Raw genomic sequence first — 18,172 nt, forward strand, 5'->3', positions numbered from 1 at the left:
AAGCAGTCGAGCAAGCTCGACTCTACCGATCCCACGGCGCGGGTTATTCCGGCTTCTGGTCCAGGAAATACGCCTCGACCTTGCCCTTGACCTTGATGGTCATCGGGTTGCCGCGGCGGTCGCGGGCCTTGCCGGCCTGCACGCGGATCCAGCCTTCGCTGACCGAGTATTCCTCAACGTTGTCGCGCTCGACGTCGTTGAAACGCACGCCAACGCCGCGCTCCAGCGCCTGCGCATCATGGAAGGGGCTGGCCGGGTTGATCGCCAGGTGGTCGGGAGGGGTATCGCTCATCGCTTCATTCACAGTGACGGCCACCAAGGCCGGCTTCAGCGGCACAGGATAAACCGTAGAATGCCGGCCTGCCCCAGAGGAAGTTCCGCCATGCCCGACAACAGCGACTATTTCGACTTCGAGGAAGACATCCACGACTTCGACGAAGACGGCTTCGAGGCGCGGGTCTGGAACCTGCTGGTGCTGATCAACCCGGGTGACGAAGAGCTGGCCCTGCAGCAGTTCAACCGCTGGCGCGAGCACCTGTCCGAGGACGGGCAGCCGCTGGAAGCGGATAGCGACTGGCTGCCGGCGCTGTTCACGGCCATTGCCTGGCAGTCCGGTTTCGAGGTGGAACGAGATGACCTGGAATCGCTGCAGTCGGCGGTGAACGAGCTGTCGGCGCGCTTCAACCTGCAGCTGGACTGGGGCGGCGACCTGGACGACGAGGACTTCGCCGAAGACCTGGACGGCGTGCAGCTGATGTCCACCGCCTTCGACCGCCTGCGCGAGCACAACTACACGCTGTGGAGCGTGGATGCCGGCAGCGACGGCTTCACCGGCGTGATGGCGCTGACCCGCGACGACGACGCGATGCTGGCGCTGTGCTCGCTGCTGAACGTGGAAATCCGGCTGGGCAGCGACCCGTTCTGAGCGGGGCAGGTGGGTGCGGAGCCCGCCTATGGGTGGATGCCAACCTTGGTTGGCATGCCCTGTGCCTGATGTGCGGACCAAGGTCCGCACCCACCACAGGAAGTGGTAGCCCCACCCAGCACAGCAAGCGGTAGCCCCCCGCCACTGCCTACGGCCGGTATTGCGCCCTGGCGTTGGCGATCACGGCTTTGACCAGTTCGCGGTCGGCGTGCCGGGAAATGGCCCGCGCACCGAGCGCGATTGCCTGCGCGCGCAGCTCGGCGGTGACATCGTAGTGGGCGCCGCTGGCCTTGTTCTGGAAGGCCCGCGGGGGAATGCCGAGCTGCGCCGCCATCGCGTGCAGCTCGGCCAGGGTGTCGGCCATCAGGTGCGCCCAGCGCTGTCCACGCCAGGGATGCACCGCGTCATCGACGTAGACCGTCACCGCCGCGGCCGGTTCAGGCCTGCGGCTTGCTGTCGCTGTCAGCGGCCGGAGCGGCCTCGGCAGCGGCTTCTTCGGCCACGTCGCCCTCGGCGGCTTCGCCTTCCTCGCCCTCAGCAGCGTCGACGCCTTCGAACTCGGCGACCAGCTTGTCCAGGTACTCGTCAGCGGTCTGCTCGGATTCGGCGGCCAGGGTGTCCAGCAGCTTCTGCAGCAGTTCGGAGTACTCCAGGTTGACCTTGCGGCCTTCCTTCTCCTGCACGTTGGCCAGGTGCTTGAGCATGGCCAGCATCGGCACCGGGTTCTCGGCGTTGCCCATGGTCTGGCCGCCGATGGCCAGCAGCCACTCACGGCCCTGCAGGCCGATGGCCGCGACCACCTGGCCGTCTTCGTTGGTCAGCACGGCATGGTTCTGCACCTGCTGCTGGGCGTTCAGGCGGAGGAACGGGCGCTTGGCCTGCTGCTTCTTGCGCTTGTCGCGCTTGGCCTTGGAGTTCTGGGACATGGGGTGGAGTCACCTGGAAACGGAAAGACCGCCATTGTAGCGGGTGCGCCGGGTCATGCCCCTGGTGGGTGCGGAGCTTGGTCCGCACGCTTTTCCCGGATGTGCGGACCAAGGTCCGCACCTACCGTTTACTTTGCCGGCCCCTGCGCGGCCTGCACGTCCGGGTCGGCGGCGGGGGCCGACAGCCCCACCTGCGGGCCGGCACCGGCCAGGGCGGCTGCTTCGGCGGCCTGGGTCATCACCACGATGCTGATGCGGCGGTTGATCGGGTTCTGCGGGTCGGCCTTGTCGAACAGCACCGACGACGACAGGCCGACCACGCGGGTGATCTTGCTGTCCTCCAGGCCGCCGTCCACCAGTGCGCGCCGTGCGGCGTTGGCACGATCGGCACTCAGTTCCCAGTTGCCGTAGCCGCGCGCGGCCGAATAGGCGGTGATGTCGGTGTGGCCGGTCAGGCTGATCCGGTTCGGCACGTGGTTCAGGTAATTGGCCAGCTCGTGCAGGATCTGCTGCGTGTACGGCTTCAGCGTGGCGCTGCCGAGGTCGAACATCGGCCGGTTCTGCTTGTCCACGATCTGGATGCGCAGGCCTTCCGGGGTCAGGTCCAGCAGCAGCTGATCCTTGAACGGTTCCAGTGCCTGGCTCTTGCTGATCGCTTCCTGCAGTTCCTTCATCAGCGCTTCCAGCTGCTGCTTGTCGCGCTGCTGCTGGTCCACCGGCTGCGGCACGGCTTCCTTCTGGTTCTGGAAGGGATCGTTGCTGCTGCCCCGCGAGATGTCGGTGGCACCGCCGAGCTTGATCATCGAGGTGCTGGCGCCACCCGGGCCGGCCATGCCGGGCGCCGGCGTGGCGTTCTGCCCGCTCAGCGGGCTGGGGTTGCGGAAGTACTCGGAAATGGCCGCACGGTCGTTCTTGTTGGTGGTGGCCATCAGCCACAGCACCAGGAAGAACGCCATCATCGCGGTCACGAAGTCGGCATAGGCCACCTTCCACGAACCGCCATGATGGGCGGCGTGGCCGGCCTTCTTGACCCGGCGGACGATGACGGTGGGCTTGGTCTCGGCCATGGCTTACTTGACCGTCTTCAGGTGCTGCTCGAAATCGGAGAAGGCCGGGCGCACGTTCGACGGCAGCGTCTTGCGGGCGAATTCCAGCGCGATCTTCGGGTTGTAGCCACGCAGGCAGGCCAGCAGCGCGGTCTTCACCGATTCGTAGATGCGGCTGTCCTGCTCGGCGCGCGCTTCCATCGCGGCCGCCATCGGGCCGACGAAACCGTAGCCCAGCAGGATGCCCAGGAAGGTGCCGACCAGCGCGCCGGCCACATGGCCGCCGACCTCGACGATATCCCCGCCGATCGAACCCATGGTGATGACGATGCCGAGCACCGCCGCGACGATGCCGAAACCGGGCAGTCCGTCGGCGACCTTGGTCAGCACCTGCGACGGTGCCATGGCCTCGGCGTGGTGCTTTTCCAGCTCCAGTTCCAGCAGCGGCTCCAGCTCGTGTGGCTCGATGTTGCTGCCGATCATCAGGCGCAGGCAGTCGGTGATGAAGTCGATCAGGTGGTGGTCGGCCTGCACCTTGGGGTAGTTGCCGAACAGCGCGCTTTCGGCCGGGCGCTCGACGTGGTCTTCCAGCGCCATGAAGCCTTCGCGGCGGGCCTTGTTGAGCAGTTCGTAGAGCAGGCTGAGCACATCGATGTAGTCCTGCTGCTTGTAGCGCGGGCCCTTGAACACGCCGACCATGGCCTGCAGGGTCTGCTTGACCGTCTTGGCCGGGGTGCCGACCAGGAAGGCGCCGAGCGCGGCGCCACCGATGATGACCAGCTCGTAGGGCTGCCAGAGGGCACCCAGGCGGCCGTGGGCACCGAGATAGCCCCCGATCACGCTGACGATGACGACCAGGAATCCAACGATGATGAGCATGGGGCGACGCAAGGAGAGGGGATATTTCCTTGTCGGCCCGTCGCCCGGTTTTCTGAAGAGGGAATTCTGTGAAATCCGTCAGCGGGGTGTTTCAGCCCGCCACGCCGCTTTCGGCGCCGCCACGCTGCAACGGGTCGGGCCAGGGCTCGCCATTGCCGGTGAACGAAAGTGAGACGGAGTTCAGGCAGTGGCGCTCGTAGGTGGGCGGCGGGCCGTCCGGGAAAACGTGACCCAGGTGGCTGCCGCAGCGCGCGCAGGTGATCTCGGTGCGGACCATGCCGTGGCTGGTATCGCGGATTTCGCGCACGTGTGCCGGGTCGAACGGGGCGAAGAAGCTCGGCCAACCGGTGCCGGAATCGAACTTGGTGCTGGAGCGGAACAGCGGCAGTGCGCACAGCCGGCAGCAGTAGACGCCCTCGCGCTTGTTGTCGAGGAACACGCCGCAGAACGGCGCCTCGGTACCGTGCTGCAGCAGCACGCGGCGCTCTTCACTGCTGAGGCCGGCGATCAGCGCCTCGGTCTGGGTGGCGGTGGGGGGCGTCAGGTCGAAGGCAGTCATGGCGGCGCTCCGTGGGGTTGATGGCCTGGGGATGGCGGAAAACGTGGGGGTGCCGGCGCGCGCTTGCAAGTGTGATGGCCGTTCATGGCCGGCACACAGGTGCAGGCGCAAGGTAAATGTGATCCACGCCGGAGCGTGACATGAAACCGACCCTTTCCCTGCTGTTGATGGCCCTGTTGCCCCTGGTCGCGCAGGCCCAGGTACCGACGTCGTCGAGCCCGACCGCCACCCGCAGTGCGACCACCGTGGCACCGCAGCCGGTGATGCCGCCGCCGCAGGCCGCCCGCCCGCAGCCGCAGGTACTGCCCTCGCTGCAGCCGGCGCAGCCGATCAGGTCCACCGGCCCCGCCCAGATCGCGCCCACCCCGGCGCCGAAGCCGGCCGACAAGGTGTACGACCGCAATGGCCGCATCGTCCCCGGGGTGCGTCCGGCCGGTCCGAACCGCGTGTTCGATTCGCGTACCGGCCGCTATTACGACAGCGTGCCGGCCGGTGACGGCCAGCAGATCAAGCGCTGATCTCGGGTGCCAAACGAGGTTGGCGGCTACCGCACGCTGTCCGGCCTGAACGCACGAAAACAACCTGCTGCAGATCACTGCTTTTTCGCCTGCGATTAACCGTTCCGGGACCAACGTGACCGTGCGCCGGCATTGCGCCGCCGCATGTCCTTCGTCCACTGGATCGCGATCATGAAAAACCAGCAGAACCGTCATCCCGGCAAGGAACCGCATGGCCGCAACCCGCAGCAACAACAGCAGCAACAGCAGCAGATGGACCCGCAGCAGCCGCACAAGGGTGGCAAGCAGCAGGAACAGCGCTCGCAGAAGCATCCGCAGCAGCGCTGACGGACCCGGGGGTCAGAGCCCGCTGCACGGGATCTGGCCCCACTACCGTTCCGGACTCAATCCGGAATCGGCAGGCTCAGCGTTTCCTTCACTTCTTCCATCACGATGTAGCTCTTCGACTCTCGTACATGCGGCAGTGTCAGCAAGGTGCTGCCGAGCAGCTTGCGGTAGGAGGCCATTTCGCTGATCCGCGCCTTCAGCAGGTAATCGAAGTCGCCCGAGACCAGATGGCACTCCAGAACGTTGGGCAGCTTCAGGGCCGCGCGCCGGAACTCTTCGAAGATGTCGCCGGACTTGTAGGCCAGGCTGATCTCCACGAACACCAGCAGGCTGGCTTTCACCGCCGCCGGATCGAGGTGGGCGTGGTAGCCGGTGATCACCCCTTCTCGCTCGAGGCGGCGCACGCGCTCGGTGCACGGGGTGGTGGACAGGCCGACCCGCTCGCCCAGTTCGGTGAAGGAGATACGGCCCTCGGCCTGCAGGATGCGCAGGATCTTGCGATCGATCTTGTCCAGTTCGCGGGTACGGGTGGCCATGGCCGTCAACCTTGGGGAATGAATTGCAGGGGAACATCCTGCCGGTTGATTGCAAATCAGGCAAATCAACTGGGAATGGCTGTCTATACTTCCCCAATTATGGTCCCGGCACGCTCCAGTGCAGGGAATGATCGGGTTGGAGAAGTCCCATGCGAGTCCTAGTTCTCGGCAGCGGCGTGATCGGCACCACCAGTGCCTGGTACCTGCGACAGGCCGGGTTTGAAGTCACGGTCATCGACCGCCAACCCGGCCCGGCGCTGGAAACCAGCTTTGCCAATGCCGGCCAGCTGTCGTTCGGCTACACCTCGCCGTGGGCCGCCCCGGGCGTGCCGAAGAAGGCCATCGGTTGGCTGTTCGAGAAGCATGCGCCGCTGGCGATCAAGCCGGGCATGGACCTGGCCCAGTACCGCTGGCTGTGGCAGATGCTGCGCAACTGCACCCACGAGCGCTACGCGATCAACAAGGCGCGCATGGTGCGCATGTCCGAGTACAGCCGCGACTGCCTGAACGAGCTGCGCGCACAGATCGGCATCGAGTTCGAAGGCCGCGACCTGGGCACCACCCAGCTGTTCCGCACCCAGCAGCAGCTGGATGCCTCGGCGCAGGACATCGAGATCCTGGCCCAGTACGGCGTGCCGTACGAGGTGCTGGACCGCGCCGGCATCATCCAGGCCGAACCGGCCCTGGCCCATGTCGATGGCCTGGTCGGCGCGCTGCGCCTGCCGCGTGACCAGACCGGCGACTGCCAGCTGTTCACCCGCCGCCTGGCGCAGATGTGCGTGGATGCCGGCGTCGAATTCCGCTTCGACCAGGACATCACCGGCCTGGAGTTCGATGGCGACCGCATCACCGGCGTGCGCATCGACGGCAAGCTGGAAACCGCCGACCGCTTCGTGGTCGCGCTGGGCAGCTATTCGCCGGCGCTGGTGGCACCGCTGGGCATGCGCCTGCCGGTGTACCCGCTGAAGGGTTACTCGCTGACCTTGCCGATCACCGACCCGGCGATGGCGCCGACCTCGACCATCCTCGACGAGAGCTACAAGGTGGCGGTGACCCGCTTCGACGACCGCATCCGTGTCGGTGGCATGGCCGAAGTGGCCGGCTTCGACCTGTCGCTGTCGCAGCGCCGTCGCGAGACCCTGGAACTGGTGGTCAGCGACCTCTACCCGAAGGGCGGCGACCTGTCGCGCGCGCAGTTCTGGACCGGCCTGCGCCCGGCCACGCCGGACGGCACGCCGGTGATCGGCGCCACGCCGTTCCGCAACCTGTACCTCAACACCGGCCACGGCACCCTGGGCTGGACCATGGCCTGCGGCTCGGGTCGTTACCTGGCCGACCTGATGAGCGCGCGCCAGCCGCAGATCAGCACTGAAGGCCTGGATATTTTCCGCTACGGCCAGTACGGTCACGCCCCGCAACATGAGAACCGCACATGCGTCCTGCCCGCGCGCTGATCGATCTGGGCGCCCTGCGCAGCAACTACCGGCTCGCCCGTGAACTGGGCGGTGGCAAGGCCCTGGCGATCATCAAGGCCGATGCCTATGGCCATGGCGCGGTGCGTTGTGCACAGGCGCTGGAAGGCGAGGCCGATGGTTTCGGCGTGGCCACCATCGAAGAGGCGCTGGAACTGCGCCAGGCCGGCATCCGTGCGCCGATCCTGCTGCTGGAAGGCATCTTCGAGCCCAGTGATATGGCGCTGGTGACCGAACACGATTTCTGGTTCGCGGTGGGCTCGCCGTGGCAGCTGGAAGCGCTGGTCGCGTTCGACAGCCCGCGCCCGCTGACGGTGTGGCTGAAGCTGGACAGCGGCATGCATCGCCTCGGCCTGGACGTGGACAGCTTCCGCGCCGCGCATGCACGCCTGTCGGCGCTGCCGCAGGTCGAACGCATCGTGCTGATGACCCACCTGGCACGCGCCGACGAGCTGGACAGCGAGCGCACCCACGAGCAGGCCGCGACGTTCGCGCGGGCCATCGACGGCCTCGATGGAGAGACCAGTGTATGCAACTCGCCGGCGCTGCTGGGCTGGCCGGATGTACGCAGCGACTGGGTGCGCCCGGGCCTGATGCTGTACGGCGCCAATCCGCTGCCGGACAACACCGTACTGACCGAGCGCCTGCGCCCGGTGATGATGATGCAGTCGAAGGTGATCGCCGAACGCTGGATCGAGGCCGGTGAGCCGGTGGGCTATGGCGCGCGCTTCGTGGCCAAGGCACGCACCCGCGTGGGCGTGGTCGCGCTCGGCTATGCCGACGGTTATCCGCAGTTCGCCCCGAATGGCACCCCGGTGCTGATCGATGGTCAGCCCGGTGCCCTGATCGGGCGCGTGTCGATGGACATGCTGACCGTGGACCTGACCGCGCACGCGCAGGCCGGCATCGGCAGCGTGGTGGAACTGTGGGGTTCAGCGCCGACGCTTTCGGAACTGGCGCCGCGCTGTGGCGTGAGCGCGTACCAGCTGCCCTGCGCGGTCAAGCGCGTGGCGAAGGTCTATCAGGACTGAGCGAGCACTGGCCGTGCACGGCTCTGGTAGCGGCCGACCTTGGTCGGCGCTGTGAATGCGTGTCGACCAAGGTCGACACCTACCGATGGGTCTAACGCGCAGTGGCCGCCGGGCGCGGCTCTGGTAGCGGCCGACCTTGGTCGGCGCTTTGAATGCGTGTCGACCAAGGTCGACACCTACCGACGGGCTTTACGCGCAGTGGTCGCCGGGCGCGGTTCTGGTGGTGGCCGACCTTGGTCAGCGCTTTGAATGCGTGTCGACCAAGGTCGACACCTACCGGTGAGTCGCGCCGCCCGGGATCATCGTGCGGCGGTGGCCTGGCTGGCCAGCTGCCGCTTCACCCAGTCATCGATCAGGCGCTTCTCGTAGCGCAGCGGATCACTGTCGCTCTTCAGCCCCAGGTTGTGCAGGTAGCCGGTATCGCTGAGGCGCGCATCGCCCTCGCTGACGATACGGCCGCTGGCGTCCTTCAACGTGTACTGCAGGCTGATCCGCGGCGGGTAGATGTCACGCATGATCCGGATGTCGCGGCCACGCGGGCCATGCCACGGCTCGTAGTCACCGGCGCGCTTGATGTCGACCAGGGTCACATCGAGGGTCTGCCCAGGCTGCAGCGGCTTGGCGGCGGTGGTCTGCAGGTAGCGTGCCAGTTGCTGTACCCAGTCGCCACGCTCGGCCTCGAAGCGGTTGGTGCTCTGGCGGATCTCGGTGAATTTGGCCGGGTCCTCCCATTTCACGCTGACCGGGCCATCGGCCTGCAACGCACGTGGCGCGTCCGCATCGGTCACGGTGCGCGGTGCAGCGGCGGCGCCGCCGGCCACCAGGGCGCCTGCCAGCAGGGCAATCGCGAGTGAGCGTTTCATGACGGTCTCCTGCGTCCCCGCGATGGGGACGATGTTGATCACAGATCGAGTGTGATCCTGCGGCCGGGGCGCCGCAATGGCAGATTGCGTCATGCGCAAGAGTGGTTGCCGCCAATTCATCGTCGTCAACCATGACTGACGGCGCTTGACGCTGTGAATACGCCCTTTGGAAGATGCTGTGCCTCCAACCCGGCCTGCACTGACGCCCTTGTCCACACTGCCGCCCCTCGTGGAGCGCCCACCGATGATGGTGCCGGCGCCCGAACCCGACCTGCATCATGGCGTGCTTGAGCGCATCAACGCCGGTTTCTGCGTGATCCAGGTGCTGTTCGAGGGTGATCGCGCTGTGGACTACCGTTTCATCGAGGTCAACGATGCGTTCGAGCGCCACACCGGCCTGAAGGATGCGCGTGGCCAGCGCATGACGGCGCTGGAACCGGGCCACGAGGAGGACTGGTTCCGTATCTACGGGGAGGTTGCCCGCAGTGGCCGGCCGGCACAGTTCGAGATGGAAGCGCGTGCACTGGGCCGCTCGTTCTCGGTCGATGCGGTGCGCGTGGGCCGTCCTGGCGAGGACAAGGTCGGCATCCTGTTCTTCGACATCACTGCGCGCAAGCAGATGGAAGTGGAGCTGGGCGAAAGCGAAGCACGCTTCAGTGCGCTGGCCGATGGCCTGCCGATGCCGGTGTGGGTGCTCGACGAGCGCGGCCATGCCCGTTTCGTCAACAGCGCTTTCAGTGAGTTCTTCGGCGGCGACGAGACGCGCGTGCCGGAAGACGTCTGGCGTGGCCTGGTGCACCCGGACGATGCGTCGGTGTTCGAGTACGAACTGCAGGAAGCGCTGAAGGCGCAGCGGTCGATGCATGCGCTGGTGCGGGCCCGACGCGCCGATGGCGACTGGCGTTGGTTGGAGATGAACGCGCGTCCGCGCTTCTCGCGGATGGGCCGCTTCATCGGCCTGGCCGGCAGCAGCCCGGACGTGACCGAACGCCGCGAGATCGAACTGGCCCGCGAGGAGCTGCTGCAGTCCGAGCGTGCCGCGCGCAGCGCCGCGGAGAACATGGCGCGGCTGAAGGACGAGTTCCTGGCCACGCTGTCGCATGAACTGCGTACGCCACTGACCACCATCCTCGGTTGGAGCGAACTGCTGCTGCAGCGCGTGGACAACACCAGCCCGCTGTACAAGGGCCTGAACGTGATCGCCAACAGCGCCGGTGCGCAGAAGCGGCTGATCTCGGACATGCTCGACCTCAGCAGCATGCTGCTGGGCAAGGTGCAGCTGGAGGTGGAGATACTGGACCTGCGCGACCTGCTGGGCGAAGCCATCGGCGCGCAGGAGCTGGTCGCCGAAGGCAAGGCGCTGGACGTGAGCCTGCAGCTGCCGGAGCAGCCCAGCCTGGTGCTGGGCGATGCCACCCGCCTGCAGCAGGTGTTGTGGAACCTGCTGTCGAATGCGATCAAGTTCACCCCGGCCGAAGGCCGCATCGATCTGCAGCTGCAGGCCGACGGCAACCACTGGGTGATCACCGTGCGCGACACCGGCGACGGCATCGCGCCCGAATTCCTCAATCATCTGTTCAGCCGCTTCCGCCAGGCCGATGGCACCACCACCCGACGCCATGGTGGCCTCGGCCTGGGTCTGGCAATCGTGCAGCAGCTGGTCGAACTGCATGGCGGTACCGTCACCGCTGCCAGCGAGGGCCATGGCCACGGCGCCACCTTCACCGTGCGCCTGCCGCAGCACATTCCCGATGCCGAACGGCGGCCGCTGCGCGAAGTGATCAGCGGACCGATCCTGGAGCCGGTGATCGTCGAGCCGTATCCGCTGCGTGGCATGCACGTGCTGGCGGTGGAAGACCAGCCGGAAGTGCTGGAGTACCTGCGGCGCATGCTGGAAGAGCAGGGCGCAAGCGTGTCGGCAGCCAGCTCGGCCGGTGAAGCGCTGGCGCTGCTGGCCGATACCGGGCACCTGCAGTACCACGTGATGCTGACCGACATCGGCATGCCGGGCATGGATGGCTATGGCCTGGTGCGCACGCTGCGCGAGGACATGGGCGTGGATGCGATGACCCTGCCGGCGGTTGCCGTGACCGCGCTGGCACGTGCCGATGACCGGCGCCGGGCGCTGGCGTCGGGCTTCCAGGAACACGTGGCCAAGCCGTACTCGGTGGCGCAGCTGGTGGCTGCGGTACGCAAAGTGCAGGTGCCACGCGCGGACAGCGCGCTGCACTGAGCATTCACGGCCGATCGGCGACCCTGCACGCAGGAGGTCGCCGATGTCCCGTACAGCTCCCCGCATCCATACCGATCCGGCGCAGATCGCGCGCCTGGAAGCCCTGCTGCCGCAGCTGGAAGGCGAAACGCAGGTGGAACTGACCCTGCACGATGGTCGCCGCCTGCTCGGCACCGTCGCGGTGAAACCGACGGTGCAGCAGTACCGCAACGAGGCCGGCGACGAAGGCAGCAACGGCCAGCTGCGCCTGGATGACTACGACACGCCGGTGCAGCAGCACCATGTGTGGCTGGATGAGATTGCCAGCATCCGCAGGTTGCCGCCGAGGGTTTGACGGCAACCTGTCGCGCCCATCCACGCACGGCGTGGATCTACTGGAAAGGGCCACGCATGGATGTGCGTGACCTCGTCATCGGCCAGGCCTCATGCCGTCCACGCACAGCGTGGATTTTCCAGAGGTTGCAGTAGAGCCACGCCATGCGTGGCTGTTGGGATCAATGCTCGAACAACGTAGGCGTCGCCTCGAACCGGCGCGCATAGGCGCGTTCTTCCGCCACCCTCGCCACCTCGTCGTCGGCCAGGTCCGGTGCGCCGTACACCGCATAGGCCACGCTTCCGTCGGCACCATGGCCGACCTGGTGCAGCCGGTAGCGCGAGTGGCCACCGCCGGTGTCCTCGGGGTAATGCACGGGCGGATGGCTGCCTTCCAGGTCCATTTCACTGTTGTCGACCACGCCACCGACGAACAAGGCTCGCATGCAGGTTCTCCTGGGTTTCCGGGGGAGCCTCTACCCTGAACGTTTCAATGTTGCTGGCAGATCAAGGCCCCGTTCGGGTTTCGCAAAGCGGCCGCCGGGGCCGGCCCGGCCAAGCCGGTACAATGGACGGCCCTCACGCTTGAAGTACCCGCGCCGATGGCCTCCAGCGACGACGCCCCCCTGCAGACCCTGTTCCTGCCGTTCTCCCAAGGCGCCCTGCGCTGGCCGGAGGGCCCGGTGGCCTTCCTGCGTGCCCGCGACGGCTGGCCGCTGCGCGAAGTGGCCGGCAACCGCGAAGTGCATTGCGAGCAGAGCTTTGCCCCGTTCGCGCAGCCGCTGCAGCAGGCCGCCGGCTGGACCGTCAGCGGCCAGCTGGATGATGTGGCCGGCAAGGGCCGCTACCCGCTGGTGCTGGTGCTGCCGCCGCGCCAGCGCGAGGAGGCCCGTGCCCTGTTCGCGCGCGCGCTGGCGCTGGTCGCCGACGGCGGCCGCATCGTCGCCTGCCAGTCCAACAACGAAGGTGCACGTTCGGGCGAGGGTGACCTCAAGCAACTGACCGGCCTCGGCGGCAGCCTGACCAAGAACCACTGTCGCGTGTACTGGACCGCCCCGATGCAGGGCCAGCACGACGCAGACCTGGCCAAGCGCTGGTCGGCACTGGATGCGGTGCGGCCGATCGTCGGCGGCCGTTTCCTCAGCCGCCCGGGCGTGTTCGCCTGGGATCGCATCGACCCGGCGTCGGCGCTGTTGGCCGAGCACCTGCCGGCCGACCTGGCCGGGCGTGCCGCCGACCTCGGCGCGGGCTATGGCTACCTGTCGCGCGAGCTGCTGGAACGCTGCCCGAAGATCATCGCGCTGGATCTGTACGAAGCCGAGCAGCGTGCGTTGGCCCTGGCCGAACTGAACCTGGCGCCGCCGCCGCGCGCGCTGCCGCTGCGCTTCCTGTGGCAGGACGTCACCGCCGGCATCGAGCCGGGCTACGACGTGATCATCAGCAACCCGCCGTTCCACACGCCCTCGCGCGCCGATCGCCCGGACATCGGCCAGCGCTTCATCGCCGTGGCCGCGCAGGCGCTGCGCCCGGGCGGACGCCTGTACGTGGTGGCCAACCGCCACCTGCCGTACGAGTACACGCTCAACGAGAGCTTTGGCGCGGTGCGCGTGATCGCCGAGCGTGATGGCTTCAAGCTGGTGGAAGCGGTGAAGGGGAAGGGCAAGTGAAGCTGGTCAAGCTTATCGCCAACCTGGGCTATGGCAGCCGCAAGCAGGTGCAGTGGATGTTCCGCGAAGGCCGCGTCACCGACGCCGACGGCGAGGTGCTGTATGCCGACGACCAGGTGCCGCACGAGGCGATCCGGGTCGACGGCGAGCCGCTGGACCCGCCGGTGGGGCTGTCGATCGCGCTGCACAAGCCGGCCGGCTACACCTGTTCGACCAAGGACACCGGCCGCCTGATCTACGACCTGCTGCCGCCGCGCTTCCGCGACCGCGATCCGGTGCTGTCCACCGTGGGCCGCCTTGACCGCGAGACCAGCGGCCTGCTGCTGCTGACCGACGATGGCGGCCTGCTGCACCGGATCATCTCGCCGAAGTCGAAGCTGCCCAAGGTCTACGAAGTGGAACTGAGCGACGACCTGCGCGGCGACGAAGTGGCGTTGTTCGCCAGCGGTACGCTGATGCTGGAGTCCGAGAAGACGCCCTTGCTGCCGGCTGAACTTGAAGTGCTTGATGCGCGCCGCGCACGCCTGGTGCTGCATGAAGGCCGCTACCATCAGGTACGCCGCATGTTCGCCGCCACCGGCAACCATGTGCAGGCCCTGCACCGCAGCCGCGTCGGCGGGCTGGACCTGCAGGGACTGGACGAAGGGCAATGGCGGCAGCTCACCTCCACCGATCTGGATACGCTGTTCGCTCCATGACCACCATCGCTGCGCTGCCGTTCCTGCCCGACGCCGTCATCTTTGACATGGACGGCCTGATGATCGACAGCGAGCGGGTCTCGCTGGCCTGCTGGAGCGAGGCGGCCGACGAATTCGGGCTGGGCCTGGACGAGACCGTGTTCCTGCGCATGGTCGGCCTCGGTGACCGTGACACGCACGCGCTGCTGCGTGCGCAGGGTATCGAGGACAGCGTGATCGAAGCGGTGGCCGCACGCTGCCATGAGCTGTACGAAGCACGCACACAGACCGGCCTGCCGCTGCGTCCGGGCATTCTGGAGCTGCTGGAGCTGCTGAAAGCGCACGCGGTACCGCGCGCGGTGGCAACCACCACGCGGCAGCCGCGGGCCAACCGCAAGCTGGCCGCTGCCGGCCTGCTGCCGTATTTCGATGCCGTGATCACCAGTGGTGATGTGGCGCGGCCGAAGCCGGCGCCGGATATCTACCTGCTGGCCGCGCAGCGGCTGGGCCAGGTGCCCGAGCGCTGCCTGGCGCTGGAAGACTCACCGGCCGGCACGCGTGCAGCGCTGGCGGCAGGCATGACCGTGATCCAGGTGCCGGACCTGGTGCATCCGGATGAAGAGCTGCGCGCACTGGGCCACCGCATCGTCGGCTCGCTGGTGGACGCGCACGCGCTGCTGCTGCCGCTGCTGCCGAGGTAACGGTGGGCGCCGACCGTGGGTCGGCACACCCAATGCCCCGGCAGGTGCCAACCTTGGTTGGCACGCCCTAACGCCCTGGTAGGTGCCAACCTTGGTTGGCACGCCCAAACGCCCCGGTAGGTGCCAACCTTGGTTGGCACGCCCTAACGCCCTGGTAGGTGCCAACCTTGGTTGGCACGCCCTAACGCCCTGGTAGGTGCCAACCTTGGTTGGCACGCATTTTCAATGCAGTCGAGCAAGCTCGACTCTACGGGTGCCGACCGTTGGTCGGCACGCCTTCCCATCACACCCGGCCGAACACCAGCGCCGCGTTGGTGCCACCGAAGCCAAAGCTGTTGGACATCACCGTATCCAGCTTCTGCTCGCGGCTCTCGCGCAGGATCGGGAAGCTTTCCACCTTCGGGTCCAGTTCGCCGATGTTGGCCGAACCGGCAACGAAGCCATCGCGCATCATCAGCAGGCAGTAGATCGCCTCGTGCACGCTGGCCGCCCCCAGCGAATGGCCGGACAGCGCCTTGGTCGAGGACAGCGGCGGCACCGCATCGCCGAACACTTCGCGGATCGCGTTGAGCTCGGTGACGTCGCCCAGCGGCGTGGAAGTGCCGTGGGTGTTGAGGTAGTCCAGCGGACGATCGACGCCCTGCAGCGCCATCTTCATGCAGCGCACCGCGCCTTCACCGGACGGCGCGACCATGTCGGCGCCATCGGACGTCACGCCGTAACCGATCAGCTCGGCATGGATGCGCGCACCGCGCGCAACGGCGTGGTCGTAGTCCTCCAGCACCAGCATGCCGCCGCCACCGGCGATGACGAAGCCGTCGCGGTCCTTGTCGTACGGACGTGAGGCGCTGGCCGGGGTCTCGTTGAAGCTGGTCGACAGCGCACCCATCGCATCGAACATCACGCTCATCGACCAGTGCAGGTCTTCACCGCCACCGGCGAACATGATGTCCTGCGCGCCATGGCGGATCATGTCCGCGGCGGCGCCGATGCAGTGCGCCGAGGTCGCGCAGGCGGCCGACAGCGAATAGCTGACGCCCTTGATCTGGTAGGCGGTGGCCAGGCAGGCCGAGACCGTCGAGCACATCGTGCGCGGCACCATGTACGGGCCGACCTTGCGCACACCACGTTCGCGCAGCAGGTCGACCGCGCCGATCTGCCATTCGCTGGAGCCGCCGCCGGAACCGGCGATCAGGCCGGTGCGCAGGTTGCTGACCTGCTCGGGGCTGAGCCCGGCATCGGCGATGGCATCGCGCATGGACAGGTAGGCGAAGGCCGCCGCATCGCTCATGAAGCGCTTCTGCTTGCGGTCGATCAGCGCCTCCAGGTCGAGGTCGACGCGACCGCCTACCTGGCTGCGCAGGCCCGCTTCGGCGTGGTCGGCCAGGGCGGTGATGCCCGAGCGCCCTTCGCGCAGCGCAGCCGAAACGGTATCCAGATCATTGCCGAGGCAGGACGTGATGCCCATGCCGGTGATGACGACGCGACGCATCAGAAGCTCCCGGTTTCAGTGAACAGGCCAACGCGCAGGTCGCGCGCGCTGTAGATTTCGCGGTCATCCACGTACATGCGGGCGTCCGACTGGGCCATCACCAGCTTGCGGTTGATGACACGGCTGATGTCGATCTCGTAGCGCACCAGCTTGGCCTCCGGCAGTACCTGGCCGGTGAACTTCACCTCGCCGCAGCCCAGTGCGCGGCCCTTGCCGGGGGCGCCCAGCCAGGTCAGGAAGAAGCCGGTCAGCTGCCACATGGCATCCAGGCCGAGGCAGCCGGGCATCACCGGGTCGCCGATGAAGTGGCAGCCGAAGAACCACAGGTCCGGGCGGATATCCAGTTCGGCGCGTACCATGCCCTTGCCATGCGGTCCGCCGTCCTCGCGGATGTCGGTGATGCGGTCGAACATCAGCATCGGATCGTTGGGCAAACGGCCGGCGGCGGTGCCGAACAGTTCACCGCGTGCGCTGGCCAGCAGCTGTTCGCGGTTGAACGCGTGGAGACGGGTCATGAAGCACAATCCTGGAAGCGGGGAAACAGGGAAACAAGCGCTCGAGGATGCCCGTGGAAACTGCGCCGATCAAACATTTCAACCGTACGCAACCGTAGTGTTTTCAATGGAATACGCGCATCCTGTTGATGTGCAACGACCATACTTCGGCGTGTGGCCCGTTCGGCACGCCCCCGCCCTTTTCGCCTGACATGACCCGACTGCGCAAGATCATCCACGTCGACATGGACGCGTTCTACGCGTCGGTGGAGCAGCGCGACGATCCGTCACTGCGCGGCAAACCGGTGGTTGTGGCATGGCGCGGCGCGCGCTCGGTGGTGTGCGCGGCCTCGTACGAGGCACGCGTGTTCGGCGTGCGTTCGGCGATGCCTGCCGTGCGTGCCGAGCGCCTGTGCCCGGACGCGATCTTCGTGCCGCCGGACTTCGCGCGTTACAAGGCGGTGTCACAACAGGTACGCGCGATCTTCCTGCGCCATACCGACCTGGTCGAGCCGCTGTCGCTGGACGAGGCCTATCTGGACGTGACCGAGCCGAAGAGTGGCATCGAACTGGCCACCGACATCGCCCGTACCATCCGTGCGGAGATCCGCGAGGAGACGAACCTGACCGCTTCAGCCGGGATCGCGCCGAACAAGTTCCTGGCCAAGATCGCTTCGGACTGGCGCAAGCCCGACGGCCAGTTCGTGATTCCACCGCAGCGGGTGGACGCCTTCCTGCTGCCATTGCCAGTGAACCGCGTGCCCGGCGTCGGCAAGGTGATGGAAGGCAAGCTGGCCGCGCGCGGCATCGTCACCTGCGGCGACCTGCGGCAGTGGGCTCTGATCGACCTGGAAGAGGCGTTCGGAAGTTTCGGCCGCAGCCTGTACAACCGCGCACGCGGCATCGACGAGCGGCCGGTGGAGCCGGACCAGCAGGTGCAGTCGATTTCCTCCGAAGACACCTTCGCCGAGGATCTGCCGCTGGAAGACCTGGGGGAGGCGATCGTGCAGCTGGCGGAGAAGACCTGGAACGCCACCCGCAAGACCGAACGCGTCGGCCACACCGTGGTGCTGAAGCTGAAGACCGCGCAGTTCCGCATCCTCACCCGCAGCTTCACCCCGGAGCGCCCGCCGGAATCGATGGAAGAACTGCGCGACATCGCCCTGGCCCTGCGCGCCCGCGTCGACCTGCCGGCGGAGACGCGTTTCCGCCTGGTCGGCGTCGGGCTCGGCGGCTTCCGCGAAAAGGAGGCGGTGGTGCAGGGGGAATTGTTCGAGCACGGGCCGAACGAGTCCCCACGTAGCTGATCTTCGTGTCGACCAAGGTCGACACCTACCAAGAGCAGGTCATGCCATCCAGACAGGTTGCGGAGACATGCCATCCAGGCAGATCGCAGAGAGCTGTCGAAGGCGGGGTGGGTCCGGTTGCGGGGGCGTGTGATCTGGCCCCCTGAAAACGGACGCCATGAAGCCGTTTCAGGCGGCAGCCCGGAGCTGCCGGGCGTAGTTGTTAGG

Annotated in this window: 22 protein-coding genes; 11 read left to right on the plus strand and 11 right to left on the minus strand. The window is 67.1% G+C overall.

From position 1 onward, the window contains the following. Positions 1 to 43 precede the first annotated feature (43 nt). Positions 44 to 292: a DUF3297 family protein gene (locus ACX9OT_RS15940; RefSeq protein WP_032128750.1), complete on the minus strand. Its 249-nt coding sequence runs from the start codon at positions 290 to 292 to the stop codon at positions 44 to 46. 90 nt (positions 293 to 382) lie between these two features. Here ACX9OT_RS15940 and ACX9OT_RS15945 point away from each other — a divergent pair, with 90 nt between their 5' ends. Continuing rightward, on the plus strand, positions 383 to 925 hold the full coding sequence (locus ACX9OT_RS15945; protein ID WP_049398337.1) for a DUF6630 family protein: 543 nt from the start codon (positions 383 to 385) through the stop codon (positions 923 to 925). 148 nt (positions 926 to 1,073) lie between these two features. On the opposite strand, the gene ACX9OT_RS15950 is transcribed toward ACX9OT_RS15945, so the two are convergent. From ACX9OT_RS15950 to msrB, 5 genes are all read right to left on the minus strand, one after another. Beyond that, positions 1,074 to 1,349 carry a DUF4031 domain-containing protein gene (locus ACX9OT_RS15950; protein WP_004153991.1) on the minus strand — a complete coding sequence of 92 codons (276 nt, stop codon included), beginning with the start codon at positions 1,347 to 1,349 and terminating at the stop codon, positions 1,074 to 1,076. 13 nt (positions 1,350 to 1,362) lie between these two features. Then, positions 1,363 to 1,851, minus strand: coding sequence for a hypothetical protein (locus ACX9OT_RS15955; protein WP_005407913.1), 489 nt, complete (start codon positions 1,849 to 1,851; stop codon positions 1,363 to 1,365). Positions 1,852 to 1,979: 128 nt separating this feature from the next. Next, positions 1,980 to 2,918, minus strand: coding sequence for a flagellar motor protein MotB (gene motB, locus ACX9OT_RS15960; protein WP_049398339.1), 939 nt, complete (start codon positions 2,916 to 2,918; stop codon positions 1,980 to 1,982). Between the two features lie 3 nt (positions 2,919 to 2,921). Next, positions 2,922 to 3,776, minus strand: coding sequence for a flagellar motor stator protein MotA (gene motA / locus ACX9OT_RS15965; protein ID WP_032128746.1), 855 nt, complete (start codon positions 3,774 to 3,776; stop codon positions 2,922 to 2,924). 91 nt (positions 3,777 to 3,867) lie between these two features. Then, positions 3,868 to 4,335 carry a peptide-methionine (R)-S-oxide reductase MsrB gene (gene msrB / locus ACX9OT_RS15970; protein ID WP_005415117.1) on the minus strand — a complete coding sequence of 156 codons (468 nt, stop codon included), beginning with the start codon at positions 4,333 to 4,335 and terminating at the stop codon, positions 3,868 to 3,870. A 140-nt stretch (positions 4,336 to 4,475) separates the two neighbouring features. Here msrB and ACX9OT_RS15975 point away from each other — a divergent pair, with 140 nt between their 5' ends. Together ACX9OT_RS15975 and ACX9OT_RS15980 are read left to right on the plus strand one after the other, a co-directional pair. Next, positions 4,476 to 4,853 (plus strand): classical arabinogalactan protein 4, encoded by a 378-nt coding sequence (locus ACX9OT_RS15975; protein WP_100437787.1) that lies wholly within the window; start codon positions 4,476 to 4,478, stop codon positions 4,851 to 4,853. Positions 4,854 to 4,997: 144 nt separating this feature from the next. Next, positions 4,998 to 5,180 (plus strand): lana protein, encoded by a 183-nt coding sequence (locus tag ACX9OT_RS15980; protein ID WP_100437788.1) that lies wholly within the window; start codon positions 4,998 to 5,000, stop codon positions 5,178 to 5,180. A 56-nt stretch (positions 5,181 to 5,236) separates the two neighbouring features. Here the strand turns inward: ACX9OT_RS15980 and ACX9OT_RS15985 are convergent, their stop codons facing one another. Beyond that, a complete protein-coding gene (locus ACX9OT_RS15985; RefSeq protein WP_005407919.1) occupies positions 5,237 to 5,716 on the minus strand; it encodes an Lrp/AsnC ligand binding domain-containing protein in 480 nt (159 codons plus the stop codon). Positions 5,717 to 5,865: 149 nt separating this feature from the next. Between ACX9OT_RS15985 and ACX9OT_RS15990 the strand changes: the two genes are divergently transcribed. Beyond that, the gene (locus ACX9OT_RS15990; RefSeq protein ID WP_014035841.1) at positions 5,866 to 7,170 is read left to right on the plus strand and encodes a D-amino acid dehydrogenase; all 1,305 of its coding nucleotides are present in this window, start codon (positions 5,866 to 5,868) and stop codon (positions 7,168 to 7,170) included. Then, positions 7,149 to 8,219 carry an alanine racemase gene (gene alr / locus ACX9OT_RS15995; RefSeq protein ID WP_459002850.1) on the plus strand — a complete coding sequence of 357 codons (1,071 nt, stop codon included), beginning with the start codon at positions 7,149 to 7,151 and terminating at the stop codon, positions 8,217 to 8,219. The genes ACX9OT_RS15990 and alr overlap by 22 nt, the downstream gene beginning before the upstream one ends. Positions 8,220 to 8,518: 299 nt before the next feature. Here the strand turns inward: alr and ACX9OT_RS16000 are convergent, their stop codons facing one another. Beyond that, a complete protein-coding gene (locus ACX9OT_RS16000) occupies positions 8,519 to 9,082 on the minus strand; it encodes a DUF3016 domain-containing protein (protein ID WP_032128740.1) in 564 nt (187 codons plus the stop codon). 244 nt (positions 9,083 to 9,326) lie between these two features. Between ACX9OT_RS16000 and ACX9OT_RS16005 the strand changes: the two genes are divergently transcribed. Beyond that, positions 9,327 to 11,315, plus strand: coding sequence for a hybrid sensor histidine kinase/response regulator (locus tag ACX9OT_RS16005; RefSeq protein ID WP_100437791.1), 1,989 nt, complete (start codon positions 9,327 to 9,329; stop codon positions 11,313 to 11,315). Between the two features lie 43 nt (positions 11,316 to 11,358). Next, the gene (locus ACX9OT_RS16010) at positions 11,359 to 11,649 is read left to right on the plus strand and encodes a DUF3247 family protein (protein WP_049463459.1); all 291 of its coding nucleotides are present in this window, start codon (positions 11,359 to 11,361) and stop codon (positions 11,647 to 11,649) included. Between the two features lie 160 nt (positions 11,650 to 11,809). On the opposite strand, the gene ACX9OT_RS16015 is transcribed toward ACX9OT_RS16010, so the two are convergent. Continuing rightward, on the minus strand, positions 11,810 to 12,073 hold the full coding sequence (locus ACX9OT_RS16015; protein WP_005407925.1) for a hypothetical protein: 264 nt from the start codon (positions 12,071 to 12,073) through the stop codon (positions 11,810 to 11,812). A gap of 156 nt (positions 12,074 to 12,229) precedes the next feature. On the opposite strand from ACX9OT_RS16015, the gene ACX9OT_RS16020 reads away from it, so the two are divergent. The 3 genes from ACX9OT_RS16020 to ACX9OT_RS16030 are packed head-to-tail and all read left to right on the plus strand — an operon-like array spanning position 12,230 to position 14,672. Then, positions 12,230 to 13,294, plus strand: a complete 1,065-nt coding sequence (locus ACX9OT_RS16020) for a class I SAM-dependent methyltransferase (RefSeq protein WP_459002853.1) — start codon at positions 12,230 to 12,232, stop codon at positions 13,292 to 13,294. Beyond that, positions 13,291 to 13,992: a pseudouridine synthase gene (locus ACX9OT_RS16025; protein ID WP_005407927.1), complete on the plus strand. Its 702-nt coding sequence runs from the start codon at positions 13,291 to 13,293 to the stop codon at positions 13,990 to 13,992. Before ACX9OT_RS16020 ends, ACX9OT_RS16025 begins: the two co-directional genes overlap by 4 nt. Next, on the plus strand, positions 13,989 to 14,672 hold the full coding sequence (locus ACX9OT_RS16030) for an HAD family hydrolase (RefSeq protein WP_049398344.1): 684 nt from the start codon (positions 13,989 to 13,991) through the stop codon (positions 14,670 to 14,672). The genes ACX9OT_RS16025 and ACX9OT_RS16030 overlap by 4 nt, the downstream gene beginning before the upstream one ends. 283 nt (positions 14,673 to 14,955) lie before the next feature. Here ACX9OT_RS16030 and fabB read toward each other — a convergent pair whose 3' ends face one another. Further along, positions 14,956 to 16,164, minus strand: a complete 1,209-nt coding sequence (gene fabB, locus ACX9OT_RS16035; RefSeq protein ID WP_049408278.1) for a beta-ketoacyl-ACP synthase I — start codon at positions 16,162 to 16,164, stop codon at positions 14,956 to 14,958. Continuing rightward, entirely contained in the window at positions 16,164 to 16,679 is a 516-nt protein-coding gene (gene fabA, locus ACX9OT_RS16040; RefSeq protein WP_005407930.1) for a 3-hydroxyacyl-[acyl-carrier-protein] dehydratase FabA, read from the minus strand. Before fabA ends, fabB begins: the two co-directional genes overlap by 1 nt. A gap of 191 nt (positions 16,680 to 16,870) precedes the next feature. Between fabA and dinB the strand changes: the two genes are divergently transcribed. Next, a complete protein-coding gene (gene dinB / locus ACX9OT_RS16045; protein ID WP_100437793.1) occupies positions 16,871 to 17,965 on the plus strand; it encodes a DNA polymerase IV in 1,095 nt (364 codons plus the stop codon). Positions 17,966 to 18,172 lie beyond the last annotated feature (207 nt).

Source organism: Stenotrophomonas genospecies 3 (assembly GCF_054473855.1).